General features: G+C 37.1%; 14 protein-coding genes and 1 pseudogene. 14 read left to right on the plus strand and 1 reads right to left on the minus strand.

Annotation, left to right across the window (positions count from 1 at the left end; translation table 11 throughout):
- The first annotated feature begins 244 nt into the window (after positions 1 to 244).
- The 14 genes and pseudogenes from gltX (at position 245) to GEZ89_RS02525 (ending at position 12,625) form a co-directional block, all read left to right on the plus strand.
- Complete coding sequence (gene gltX, locus GEZ89_RS02460; RefSeq protein WP_153224845.1) at positions 245 to 1,705, plus strand: glutamate--tRNA ligase; 1,461 nt, start codon at positions 245 to 247, stop codon at positions 1,703 to 1,705.
- A 695-nt stretch (positions 1,706 to 2,400) separates the two neighbouring features.
- Complete coding sequence (locus GEZ89_RS02465; protein ID WP_045762715.1) at positions 2,401 to 3,615, plus strand: pyridoxal phosphate-dependent aminotransferase; 1,215 nt, start codon at positions 2,401 to 2,403, stop codon at positions 3,613 to 3,615.
- 252 nt (positions 3,616 to 3,867) lie between these two features.
- Positions 3,868 to 4,452, plus strand: a complete 585-nt coding sequence (locus GEZ89_RS02470; protein ID WP_153224846.1) for a DUF2625 family protein — start codon at positions 3,868 to 3,870, stop codon at positions 4,450 to 4,452.
- 620 nt (positions 4,453 to 5,072) lie between these two features.
- Positions 5,073 to 5,332, plus strand: a pseudogene (locus GEZ89_RS02475) (GlsB/YeaQ/YmgE family stress response membrane protein).
- A gap of 85 nt (positions 5,333 to 5,417) precedes the next feature.
- Positions 5,418 to 5,981, plus strand: a complete 564-nt coding sequence (amaP, locus tag GEZ89_RS02480) for an alkaline shock response membrane anchor protein AmaP (protein ID WP_153224847.1) — start codon at positions 5,418 to 5,420, stop codon at positions 5,979 to 5,981.
- Positions 5,982 to 5,992: 11 nt separating this feature from the next.
- Positions 5,993 to 6,163 (plus strand): DUF2273 domain-containing protein, encoded by a 171-nt coding sequence (locus GEZ89_RS02485; RefSeq protein WP_060955197.1) that lies wholly within the window; start codon positions 5,993 to 5,995, stop codon positions 6,161 to 6,163.
- Positions 6,164 to 6,174: 11 nt separating this feature from the next.
- Entirely contained in the window at positions 6,175 to 6,792 is a 618-nt protein-coding gene (locus GEZ89_RS02490; RefSeq protein WP_153224848.1) for an Asp23/Gls24 family envelope stress response protein, read from the plus strand.
- A gap of 37 nt (positions 6,793 to 6,829) precedes the next feature.
- Positions 6,830 to 7,036 (plus strand): CsbD family protein, encoded by a 207-nt coding sequence (locus GEZ89_RS02495; RefSeq protein WP_153224849.1) that lies wholly within the window; start codon positions 6,830 to 6,832, stop codon positions 7,034 to 7,036.
- 623 nt (positions 7,037 to 7,659) lie between these two features.
- Entirely contained in the window at positions 7,660 to 8,274 is a 615-nt protein-coding gene (locus GEZ89_RS02500; RefSeq protein ID WP_322741470.1) for a YesL family protein, read from the plus strand.
- Positions 8,252 to 9,925: a sensor histidine kinase gene (locus GEZ89_RS02505; protein ID WP_153224850.1), complete on the plus strand. Its 1,674-nt coding sequence runs from the start codon at positions 8,252 to 8,254 to the stop codon at positions 9,923 to 9,925. The genes GEZ89_RS02500 and GEZ89_RS02505 overlap by 23 nt, the downstream gene beginning before the upstream one ends.
- 2 nt (positions 9,926 to 9,927) lie before the next feature.
- The gene (locus GEZ89_RS02510; protein ID WP_153224851.1) at positions 9,928 to 11,214 is read left to right on the plus strand and encodes a response regulator transcription factor; all 1,287 of its coding nucleotides are present in this window, start codon (positions 9,928 to 9,930) and stop codon (positions 11,212 to 11,214) included.
- Between the two features lie 62 nt (positions 11,215 to 11,276).
- Complete coding sequence (locus tag GEZ89_RS02515; protein ID WP_153224852.1) at positions 11,277 to 11,804, plus strand: ABC transporter permease; 528 nt, start codon at positions 11,277 to 11,279, stop codon at positions 11,802 to 11,804.
- A 73-nt stretch (positions 11,805 to 11,877) separates the two neighbouring features.
- Positions 11,878 to 12,345: a class Ib ribonucleoside-diphosphate reductase assembly flavoprotein NrdI gene (nrdI, locus tag GEZ89_RS02520; RefSeq protein WP_153224853.1), complete on the plus strand. Its 468-nt coding sequence runs from the start codon at positions 11,878 to 11,880 to the stop codon at positions 12,343 to 12,345.
- Positions 12,346 to 12,415: 70 nt separating this feature from the next.
- Positions 12,416 to 12,625 carry a hypothetical protein gene (locus tag GEZ89_RS02525; protein WP_153224854.1) on the plus strand — a complete coding sequence of 70 codons (210 nt, stop codon included), beginning with the start codon at positions 12,416 to 12,418 and terminating at the stop codon, positions 12,623 to 12,625.
- Between the two features lie 34 nt (positions 12,626 to 12,659).
- On the opposite strand, the gene GEZ89_RS02530 is transcribed toward GEZ89_RS02525, so the two are convergent.
- On the minus strand, positions 12,660 to 12,908 hold the full coding sequence (locus GEZ89_RS02530; RefSeq protein WP_153224855.1) for a MarR family transcriptional regulator: 249 nt from the start codon (positions 12,906 to 12,908) through the stop codon (positions 12,660 to 12,662).
- Positions 12,909 to 13,028 lie beyond the last annotated feature (120 nt).

The raw sequence follows: 13,028 nt of genomic DNA on the forward strand, positions 1-13,028 counted from the left end.
TTATAATCAGGTTTTTCTTTGTGAAACATAGGGATTACCTCACAACTCTTCTTACCTCTATTATACGACTTTACACAAAGAAAAGCCCTTAGAAACTTGACTTCCAAGGACTTTGTCTTCAATCTGAGAGTGGTTTTCCACTCTTTTTACTTTTTCTCGAAAAGAGAAATTGGACTCTGGCAAGACTTGTGATATAATATAGAGAGCAAAAAGGCAGACGCCTAGAGACTTTATAGGAGAAGATATGTCAAAAGATATTCGTGTGCGTTATGCACCAAGTCCAACAGGACTATTACACATCGGTAATGCCCGTACAGCATTGTTTAACTATTTGTATGCACGCCACCATGGTGGAACTTTTATTATCCGTATCGAAGATACTGACCGCAAACGTCATGTCGAAGACGGAGAACGTTCACAGCTTGAAAACCTTCGTTGGTTAGGCATGGACTGGGATGAAAGTCCAGAAACTCATGAAAACTACCGCCAGTCTGAGCGTTTGGAACTCTATCAAAAATATATCGACCAACTCTTAGCTGAAGGAAAAGCCTACAAGTCTTATGTGACAGAAGAAGAGTTGGGAGCAGAACGTGAACGCCAAGAAGCAGCTGGTGAAACACCTCGTTACATTAACGAATACCTTGGTATGAGCGAGGAAGAAAAAGCAGCTTATGTTGCAGAACGTGAAGCAGCAGGAATCATCCCAACGGTTCGTTTGGCAGTTAATGAGTCTGGTATCTACAAATGGCATGATATGGTCAAAGGTGATATCGAATTTGAAGGTGGCAATATCGGTGGGGACTGGGTTATCCAAAAGAAAGATGGCTACCCAACTTACAACTTTGCCGTTGTGATCGATGACCACGATATGCAAATTTCTCACGTTATCCGTGGAGATGACCACATTGCTAATACACCAAAACAACTTATGGTTTATGAGGCTCTTGGTTGGGAAGCTCCAGAGTTCGGTCACATGACCTTGATTATCAACTCTGAGACTGGTAAGAAGTTGTCTAAACGTGATACCAATACTCTTCAGTTCATCGAAGACTACCGTAAGAAGGGCTACCTGCCAGAAGCAGTCTTTAACTTTATCGCTCTTCTTGGTTGGAACCCTGGTGGGGAAGACGAAATCTTCTCTCGCGAAGAACTGATCAAACTTTTTGATGAAAACCGCCTTAGCAAGTCTCCAGCAGCTTTCGACCAAAAGAAAATGGACTGGATGAGCAATGAGTATATCAAGAATACGGATCTTGCGACCATCTTTGAAATGGCCAAACCATTCCTCGAAGCAGCAGGACGCTTGACAGATAAGGCTGAAAAATTGGTGGAACTCTACAAACCACAAATGAAGTCAGTTGACGAAATCGTTCCATTGACAGACCTTTTCTTCTCAGACTTCCCGGAATTGACAGAAGCTGAGCGAGAAGTGATGGCTGGTGAAACTGTTCCGACTGTACTTGAGGCCTTTAAGGCGAAACTTGAGTCTATGTCAGACGACGAGTTTGTGGTGGAAAACATCTTCCCACAAATCAAAGCGGTCCAAAAGGAAACAGGTATCAAAGGGAAGAACCTCTTCATGCCAATCCGTATCGCTGTTTCAGGTGAGATGCATGGGCCAGAACTACCAGAAACCATCTACTTGCTTGGCCGCGAAAAATCAATCCAACATATCGAAAAAATGTTGGCAGAGATTGCAAAATAAGCTAAGTTTCGACTACTTTTAATTATAGTAATTGTAGAACTTAGTTCAGAGAGAATCACATGGTTCTCTCTTTTTTATTGCCAAAGCAGAATCATATTCAATTAATACTCTTCGAAAATCTCTTCAAACCACGTCAGCTTTATCTGCAACCTCAAAGCCATGCTTTGAGCAACCTGCGGCTAGCTTCCTAGTTTGCTCTTTGATTTTCATTGAGTATAAATTTTTAAGTGACGCTTTAAAAAGAGTTCTTTTTATATGTACTTATTTGAAAATGCAAAAGTTTTAGTGTATAATACTAAGTGACAGGGCAAGGGAAAGAAGTCAGTGATATGGTAAAATTCTTTACAAACAGACTCGAATTAGCCCAGACATCGTCTATGTTGTTTGTTGAGTCGACTTATTTTTTCTTTGCGTTTTGCTGGACACAGGAAGAAATTCATGAGTTCATGCAACTATCACCCATAACGATGCCTTCGTTTTCGATTCGAAGTTTATATGCGAGACTTTAGATTTAGACGTATATCTTACTAGAGGTGCATATTTTTCTCTTTCTTCTCCCAAAAATAGAAAGAAATCGACCTTGCTCTGTTCACCTTGCGTTAAGCAAGGTTTTTTTGTGGAATAGTACTAGGCGATTTACGATTTTTCTATCAAGTGGTATAATATTAACTATCCTGATGAATTGAGGAACTCAAATGAAAGAATTTAACAAATCAATCAAATTAGAGCATGTGGCTTATGACATCCGTGGTCCAGTCCTTGAGGAAGCCATGCGTATGCGAGCAAATGGAGAAAAAATCCTCCGTTTGAATACAGGGAACCCAGCTGAGTTTGGCTTTACCGCACCAGATGAGGTCATCCATGATTTGATTATGAATGCGCGTGATAGTGAAGGTTATTCAGATTCAAAAGGTATCTTTTCAGCCCGTAAAGCAATTATGCAATATTGCCAATTGAAAAAATTCCCTAATGTAGGCATCGATGATATCTACCTTGGAAATGGTGTGAGTGAGTTGATTGTCATGTCCATGCAAGGTCTCTTGGACAATGGCGATGAAGTCTTGGTTCCAATGCCTGACTACCCACTTTGGACAGCTGCAGTTAGCTTGGCTGGAGGAAATGCCGTTCACTACGTCTGTGATGAAGAAGCTGAATGGTATCCTGACTTAGATGATATCAAGTCTAAGATTAGTTCAAATACTAAGGCTATCGTTTTAATCAATCCAAATAATCCAACGGGAGCCCTCTATCCTAAAGAACTCTTACTAGATATCATTGAGATTGCTCGTCAAAATGACTTGATTATTTTTGCGGATGAAATCTACGACCGTATGGTTATGGATGGCAATGTCCACACACCAGTAGCTAGTTTGGCTCCAGACCTTTTCTGTGTCAGCATGAATGGTTTGTCTAAATCTCACCGTATCGCTGGTTTCCGTGTAGGTTGGATGGTCTTGTCTGGACCTAAACATCACGTGAAAGGTTACATTGAAGGTCTCAACATGCTTTCAAACATGCGCCTTTGTTCCAACGTCTTGGCTCAACAGGTTGTTCAAACTTCACTAGGTGGTCACCAATCGGTGGACGAATTGCTCTTGCCAGGTGGTCGTATCTACGAGCAAAGAAACTTCATTTATAATGCCATTCAAGATATCCCAGGTTTGTCTGCGGTTAAACCTAAAGCGGGTCTTTATATCTTCCCTAAAATTGACCGCAATATGTACCGTATCGATGATGATGAACAGTTTGTCCTTGATTTCTTGAAGCAAGAAAAGGTGCTTTTAGTACATGGACGAGGCTTTAACTGGAAAGAACCAGATCACTTCCGTATTGTTTATCTGCCGCGCGTCGATGAGTTAGCTCAAATTCAAGAAAAGATGACCCGTTTCTTGAAGCAGTATCGTAGATAAGAACGAACTAGGTTTCGAGTACAATCAGCAAATTTTATCTCAGAGAAATCAAATGTTTTGATGATTTTAACATTGTTTCTCTGAGTTTTTTCATGTTTTAAAAAAATGTATTGATTATCTGCAATATCCTGAGAAGTTTGAATTTGTTAATTTAGATAATGAAGTATCTGCGATTGAACTTCTTTAATGTTGTGCATATAAATAAAAATGAGCAAGAGTGTAAAATTGAATGGGATAGGGTAGACGAATAAAATGTTAACTACGAAAAAGATTATTGCAGAATTTGATAAAAGTTCTAATGATATTAAATTCCTTGAATTTAACAAAAAACTAACGGATAGTATAGAAAGACCACAAGAACTGAAGTTTATCTTAGAACATTTTTCTTATGTAACTGTGAATGGTTATTTAAAAATTTTGGGGAATGATTCAGAGAATGGCTTCAGTTACTGTAATGAATTGTTTTCAAAATGTTATAATTCGAATCGTTGTTTGATAGCTTATGATATCTTGTGTGGTCTATTTGCAATAAATATTGAAAAATTAAATGCAATAGAATATTTCGCTCCCGATACATTAGAATGGGAGGATTTGGAGATAGATTATAAGGACTTTTTGTATTGGGTGACGACAAATCAGTTAGACACATTTTATCAAGAACTGATAGTACCAGATTTGTTCACATTAGATTTATCGCTTGAATCAAATGAAGTTGTTTTGACCTATCCTTTTATTTGGTCAATGGAGTACACTCCATCAGGTGCAGATAGAAAAATAGTTCCCTTTAAAGAATTGTTAGAAATGAATGCTGATTTTTATAGACAGTTAAGGATGTGATAAATAAAGGGTACAATGCATGAAAAAGATATTTGAAATTAGTACATACAGTAAAATAGTATTAAATGGGAAATAATCATTAATGTAAACTGTTATTATTAAAGGCTTCCAAAGCAAAAAGCTTTTTTGTATAAATGTGTATTACGAATGTGTGACTGATAGACAAACATTAAAATATATGATAAACAAAAATAGAAAAAAATTAAAAGGAGAATCCTTATGTCAGTAATTTCATCAGTGGTCCTCACATATTGCTTGACAAAAGAAAAAGGCAAATAATGTAGATAACAAATCTCACAATGAAATGAGGTCGGGCAAAAAGTCTTTAAAATAAAAGTATATTATCAGGTGTTTAAAAACCTTGATTTAACAAGATTATTGAATTTTAAAATTTCGATGTATTGCAATAAAAATTAACTGAAAAACTACATTTTTTGTGAAATAAATTAGATGTTCGGATATATAGAAAACGCTCTAGTCATATTGTCTAGAGCGTTTTTGTGTTGTTTTAAAATTTATTAAAGCACATATTCGTGAGCATATAATTTGAGTGCGCTCTCATATTTTGATATACTATATTCAACCCAGATATATTGAGGTTATGAAAGGAGGCGCATATTATGTTGTGGTCCATTATTGTAGGAGGCTTTATCGGCCTTGCAGCAGGGGCAATCACTAAAAAAGGTGGCTCAATGGGAGTAATTGCTAATATATTTGCTGGTTTAATCGGTTCATCAGTAGGTCAATCACTCCATCAGTAGGTCAATCACTCCTTGGCACTTGGGGACCATCACTAGCTGGTATGGCTATCATCCCATCTATTGTTGGTGCAGTGATTGTAGTTTCTGTGGTATCGTTCTTTTTGGGTAAAAAAGGTTAATGTTTTACTCGAAAGCAGACTATAGTTTTTAATTTATAATGACGGGTAAAGCTATGGTTTGTTGCACTAATTGAAAGGATTTTATATGTCAAAATCAAAGAAAATATTATTGTTTATTTTCTGTATTTTAATCTTGACAATTTTCCTTCCTATTTTGATAGATTACCACCAGGTTAGTGATTTAGGAATTCAATTGACTAGCTGGCGACAGACATCATTTGAATATTATCTCGCTAGATATGTATTTTGGGGGCTTCTAGGCCTGTCTATCTTAGTTTTATTATGGATGTTAGTAATCCTGTTTTATCCTAGACAATATCTGGAAATAAAACTTGGAACTAAAGACGATAAATTAAAACTAAAAAATTCAGCTATTGAAGGGTTTGTTCGATGTTTATTGGATGAACACAAGATGGTCAAAAATCCCAAAATTCAGGTACATACTCGGAAAAAGAAATGTTTCGTTTATGTAGAAGGTACAGTTGTTCTTTCAGATAACATTGCTAACAAATTTGAAGTAGTTCAAAACGAAATTACTCAAGGATTGAAAGAATTCTTTGGTATTGATCGAGAGGTTAAACTGGAAGTTTCAGTGAAAGAATATGACCCTCAAAAAGCAGCTAAGAAAATTGTTAGTCGTGTAAAGTAAGGAAGTAAAAAATGGAATGGTTTAAAAAATATCAATACCCAATTCTATGTGGTGTAGTAGGTATTATTCTAGCTTGCTTCATCCTATCCTTTGGTTTCTTTAAAACGATGTTTGTTTTAATTTGTGGAGCTTTAGGAATTTGGTTGGGATACTATGTACAGAAGAATTATTTAAATAAATAAAGGAGTTTCATATGTCAAACGTAGAAAAAAATGTAACTGAAAAACAAGATGTTGTTTCTAAAGATGTTCGAGGAGAATTAACTTACGAAGATAAAGTTATTCAAAAAATTATTGGTCTTTCACTAGATAAAGTCCCAGGACTATTACATGTTGACGGCGGATTCTTCTCAAATCTTACAGAAAAAATTGTTAACACTAACGATGTAACACACGGTGTTAACGTTGAAGTTGGTAAAGAACAAGTAGCAGTTGACTTGAACGTTATCGTAGAGTACAGAAAAAACGTTCCAACTCTATACAAGGAAATCAAAGACGTTATCGTATCAGAAGTTGCGAAAATGACTGATCTAGAAGTAGTTGAAGTTAACGTTAATGTTGTTGACATCAAAACTAAAGAACAACATGAAGCAGACTCAGTTAGCCTTCAAGATCGTGTAACTGACGTGGCAGAATCAACAGGCGAGTTCGCGTCAGAACAATTGTCTAGAGTGAAATCTGGTATCGGTTCAGGTGTCGCAGCAGCACAAGAAAAACTTGGCGAAGGTGCTGAATTCGTTCAAGAAAAAGTTGGCGAAGGCGTTGAAACTGTTAAAGACGCTACAGCCAAAGCAGAACCACGTGTTCACTAATTACTAATTTAGAAAAAAATAAAAGGAGGACATACTTATGTCTACAGAAGAAAAATTAACTCAAGCAGCAGGATCTGTTAAAGAAGGCGTTGGCAAATTGATCGGCGATAAAGAACTTGAAAACGAAGGAGCTGCTGAAAAAGTTGTTTCTAAAGTTAAAGAAGTTGCTGAAGATGCAAAAGATGCTGTAGAAGGTGTCGTTGAAGGTGTAAAAAACATGCTTCATAAAGATGAAGAAAAATAATTAGATCATATCACCTTTTTAATTCTCTTTACTGCACCCCGCATAAACGGGGTGTTTTTGTTATTCGTTTTTATCAATGCACGTTTTATAGAGAAAAAAGAATACAGGACAAACAAATTCCTGTATTCTTAAAATAACTTAGAACAGATATGATAATGAAACGAATAATAAGATTATAGTGCAAATTATTTTTACGATTTTTACATATTGTTGTTTGAACAATTTATCAGAGAAAAGACTCAATCCAAGCACAATAAAAAACAAAGTAGTTCTTAAAATAAAAATAGTCATGGTCCATACTCCTTTCGTTATTTTGTTAATCCAGTAAATAAGTTGAATAGTAAGTATTTAATCTGCAAATATGTTTATCTTTTCCGAAAACTCCTTTGGTCATTAATCGGTATCTCTATCTATATTTATTATGGCACAAATAACATTATTAAACAATTATATTTATCCTTTATAAACTAACATTTGACCATTTGACAAGGATGGAGACCTGCTCCGAACTTGCTTCTAAAAGGTAGTAAATTCAACTCTCACCACCTTTTCTCTCCTCTTCTTTTTTGAGAGCGCTTGAAATATGTTATAATAGTTCTAGATTATTTTTTTGGAGGCAAACCGTGGGAAATTTTATTGAGCTAGTCTTTCATCGTTTCTTTTTGGGGATGATAGCTACAGCTTATTTTTGGTTATTGACATTAGCGGGAGGTGTGGTTTTTGGTATAGCGCCAGCTAGTGCGACTATCATGAGTTTATTTGCGGAACACGGCTATTCTTACCGTGCCTATGGTTTTAAAGAGGCTTGGACTCTCTACAAAAGCAATTTTATCAAAAGCAATCTGAGCTTTTATACCTTTTTGGGACTTGACTTGATCTTGATTTATGGTTTGTATCTCATGATCCAATTGCCGCATCAGACCATTATCCATTTGGCAGCAACATTTTTAAATATCTTTTTGGTAGCCTTGGTATTTTTGGCTTATACAGTTTCTCTAAAATTGCAAGTTTATTTTGACTTATCCTATCAAAATACCTTAAAGCTTGCCTTTATCGGAATTTTTATGAGCTTGTCAGCAGTGGCTAAAGTTCTTCTTGGTAGCGTCTTGTTAGCCATTATTGGGTTCTATATGCCAGCCCTTATCATTTTTGTAGGGATTGGTATGTGGCATTTCTTTATTAGTGATTTATTGGAACCTGTTTATGAAAGCATTCATGAAAAATTGGCGTCCAAATAGAATGAAACAATTTTGGCTTCATTCACTCCTTCGAACCTATACTTGGGTGATGATTGTCATCATTGCTAGTTTTGCCCTGTTGATTTCCTATGTGAACTGGGATAGTCAAGAAAAAGAAGCAAGACAGGTTTCCCAGCGGGTTTTGACTCGGACAGTGAGTGAGGTTGAGTATTATTATCGAGAATCAGCGCGTTCAGCCCAAAGTTTAGTAGATAATCAAGCGCGAATCGAGGGAATTTATAAGTATTTTAGCCTCAGTACACCAGATTATTTCTACTGGCAACTGGAGCGTAAAGCATCACCCTATATATCTGTATCCATTTATGAAAATATCGATGACCTCTATGTGCGCAATGATTTTGTAACAGGCGTAGCCATCGTTTTACAGGATTCGACAGAAGTTTATGTCTCCAAAAGAGACAATCGTAGTGGCTATAAACTACCTGCTGAAGGTTTCAAGCCAGAAGCTAATAGTTTTGCCATCCCAGTATCGGACCCAGTATCAGATCTACCTTTAGGTGTTATCTACATTTCTGTGATTTCTGATGTTTTTTATAAGGCTATTGACAATACCAGAGGAACCATTCCTATCGCTGTGACCATTACCTCTCCTTTTGAAACGGATATGTTTCATCTAGGTGAAAAAAATGATCGTGAAAATTGGTTGCTTGCTGTAACATCGCATGGCTATCAGGTTCAAGTAGCTGTTCCTAGAGATTATGTACTTAGTGGCAGTATGGCTAGTTCAGGCATCATCCTTGCCCTCAGTGCCCTCTTTATCGTCATTTTATATGCGACTTTGAAGAAGACATTCTCCAAGTATCAAGCGCAAGTTGTTGACCTAGTGGAGACAATCCATGATATTGCGCAGGGAGAACAAGGCAAAAGAATTGATCTTAAGAAGAAAGATCAGGAGTTGCTTTTAATTGCGGAAACGACAAATGATATGTTGGACCGACTGGAGAGAAATATCCACGATATTTACCAGCTGGAGCTTAGTCAAAAAGATGCCAATATGCGGGCATTACAAGCTCAAATTAATCCGCATTTTATGTACAATACCCTCGAATTTTTACGAATGTACGCAGTCATGGCAGATCAGAACGAATTGGCAGATATTATCTACGAATTCAGTAGTCTCTTGCGCAACAACATCTCTGATGAACGAGAAACGACGCTCAAGCAAGAAGTAGAGTTTTGTCGCAAATATAGCTATCTCTGTATGGTTCGCTATCCCAAGTCAATCGCCTATGGCTTTAAAATTGATCCCAAGTTAAAAGAAATGCGGATTCCAAAATTCACCCTCCAGCCCTTGGTGGAGAATTATTTTGCCCATGGAGTTGATCACAGAAGAACGGATAATGTTATCAGTATAAAGGCTTTGAAACAAGAGGGCTATGTCGAAATTTTAGTGGTGGATAATGGTCGTGGGATGTCTGCCGAAAAATTAGCAGAAATTCAAACTAAATTAGCCCAAAGAACGTTTGAACACACAGTGGATTATAGTGGAAAACGACAGTCCATTGGAATCGTCAATGTTCATGAGCGCTTTGTTCTCTATTTTGGGGATCGCTATAACATTAGTGTGGAATCAATGGAACACCAAGGTGTTCGTTATCGAATTACTATTCAGGATGAGGAGAAAGGATAAAGATGTATAAAGTACTATTAGTGGACGACGAGTACATGATTACCGAAGGTCTCAAGCGTTTGATTCCTTTTGAAAAATGGGATATGGAAGTCGTCGCTACAGCCAATCATGCTGACGACGCTCTTGACTATGTCCGAGAACATCCTGTGGATATTGTGATATCTGATGTCAACATGCCTGACAAAACAGGACTTGAAATGATTCAGGAAATGAAGGACTTGTTGCCAGATGCTTATTATATCCTACTATCGGGCTATCAAGAATTTGACTACGTCAAAAAAGCTATGAATCTCAGCGTGGTTGATTATCTGGTTAAACCAGTCGATAAGGTCGAGCTGGGACATTTACTTGAAAAAATCGTCACTCAACTTCGTGAGAAGGTTCAAGAGCCAGAAATCTTGAGTCAGCAACTGGATGAGGAAGCCTTTCTTGCTTATCTCACACAAAAAGAAAACTGGTGGATTGGGCTTTCAAAAGAAAAACAAGGGGATTTTGTCATTCCCTACTATGTTCTAGGTCAGGACTGGCAAATCGTCCTTGCAGATCAGGAATTTGAGGGTTTGCTAGTCATGCCTTTTGAAGCTCCTTATCAAATCAACTTTGAAAAGTGGAAGCGTGATGTTGAAAAGTCTCTCTTTTATGGTTCGGTCAATTTAGATCAGTCTGAAAGTCTCTTTTCTTACTACGAACCCATCTATCGGGTGATTATTCAAGGAAATCTCCAGCAAATTATTGATGAATTGACCTTGCTTGAGAAGATTGTCCTTGAAAACACACCGAGAGTATCTATCACAAAGCAGCTCTTTACCCAGTTTGTCATGGATGTCTTCCATCTTTTTGAACATTTGAAAGCAGACGATATGACAGATATTGTCAAGAACATTCATGCTATAACAACTTTTGAGGATTTAGTCGCTTATACCAAGGAAACCTTGACATCCTTCTTCGGCCAATATCGAATGAATGAAAATGTGGTCAGTGTACTTGAAGTTATTGGTAGAGATTACCAAAAAGAGCTTTCTCTTAAGGATATCAGTAAGGATCTCTTTATCAATCCTGTTTATTTGGGGCAGTTGATCAAGAAGGAAACCAATTCCACCTTTGCAGAGCTTCTCAATAAGCAACGTATCAAGGCCGCTCAGCAGCTCTTGTTATCCACCAATGATAGTATCGAGGATATCTGCTATACGGTTGGATACAGTAATGTAGGGTATTTCTATAAGGTCTTTCGAAAACTGTGTGGGAAGTCTCCTAAAGCCTACCGTAAACAGGTGGAAGCCAACTTGTAACAGTTGTTTTCCCTCGTAAAATATGCTATAATAATTAAAAAAATTATGAGGAGGTTACTTTTATGAAAAAGAAACCAATCTATCTTTGGGTGTTGCTGATTTTATCAGCCTTACTCTCAGCAATATCGCTATTTGGGCTCATCTCTCCAGTACCTACTGCAGAAAGTATGGGTAATATTGAGTCGTCAGGTGTAGATGCTACTTATGCTAAGGAGCTCGTTGATTACACTATTAAGGTATCGGAGCATGGTCATTCAATTTTCAACATGATTTTAGTTGTCTTATCAGCTATTTTAGTTGTTGTTGCTTTGGTCTTCCTCGTTCGTAAAAACATCCAGTTGGCCAATTATACCTATATCGGCTATGTCTTTCTAGCTATCCTTGGTTCTATCTACAACTTTGTAGGAGTCCAAGATGCACTTTCACTTTTTACAGACCCTAACGTCCGTATGGGAGCTGAACTAGGTGCTAAAGGTTATGCGATTTTTGGGATTGTACTCAATGTTATCTTCCTAGCAATCGTCTTCTATAAGATGTGGCGTCAGCAGAAAGAATTAACAGAAACTCAAGAAGAGGAAGAACTTGCCTAAGAGTTGACAAAGCATAACTATCAAGATACAATCTTGGTAGTTATTTTTTATGATTCAAAAAAAGGAGGAGAAAATGAAAAAAATTTCCTTAGTCTATATCAGTCTGAGCGGAAATACGGAGAGTTTCGTTACACGTCTGAAGGCCTACCTGTTAGAACAGTATGAGAACATTGAAGTAGAAAAAATTCATATTAAAGATTTGGTCAAGGAAGGGGAAGACTTCTTTGAAATGACCAACCCATATGTGGCTTTCCTACCGACTTATCTAGAAGGTGGCAATGGTGTTGATAATGGTGATGTGGAGATTTTGACCACTTCAGTAGGTGATTTTATCGCATACGGTGACAATGCCAGCAAGTGTTTTGGCGTTGTAGGATCCGGTAATCGTAACTTTAACAACCAATACTGTTTGACGGCTAAACAATACAGCCAACGCTTTGGTTTTCCTGTTCTAGCTGACTTTGAGATGCGTGGAATGCTGGGAGATATTAAAAAGGTTGCAGGGATTATTGCAGAACTCTATGAATTAGAAGCTTTGTAAGAGGCCAGATTTTCTGAGGAAGAGTTTTATTCTATGGATAAAGGATTTACTTCAAAAGGGAACAATCGAAATGAGTAAACTACAGAGATCATTTTTAAAGTATATAAAACGCAAACCAAGCTTCAAGGATATTATGCTATGCAGTGCTTTGCTACTATTAGCGATTGCTCTGCTACTGTTCTCTGAGAAAATTTTTGATGAAGATGCAGCACCATTTGGAACCATGGTATCCTTAGGGATTGTTATCCTGGTAGAAATCTTAGCTGTCAGAAATAAATAAAAAGACTCGAGAAATGGTATCTCGAGTTTTTTTCTTATCTGCGGATTTCGTCAACGATTTCTTTTGAAATGGGAATTCCTAAACGGTAACCTTTGTTGATGTAGTCGATGACATCATTGATGTTTTCTATCGTTTGGATTTTCTCTTTGATAGTTGCACGAAAAGATTCATCCTTTAACAGTTGTTCTTGTAGAAGTCTTTGTAGTTTTTCCTTTTCGTATTTGTTGATGAGAAAAAGAGCGACAAGACTGATAACAACTAAAATATAAGCATATTGGCTCATAAAGTCTCTCCCTAAGTGATAAAGAAGTTAATAGCAAGAGAAAAGCGAAAAAGATTTTTCGCTTTTCAAGAAATGACAATATAGAAATTAGGCAAGTGATCGCTAATCTAAAATAGTAGA

The organism is Streptococcus mitis (genome assembly GCF_009496285.1).
GTDB lineage: Bacteria > Bacillota > Bacilli > Lactobacillales > Streptococcaceae > Streptococcus > Streptococcus mitis_BP.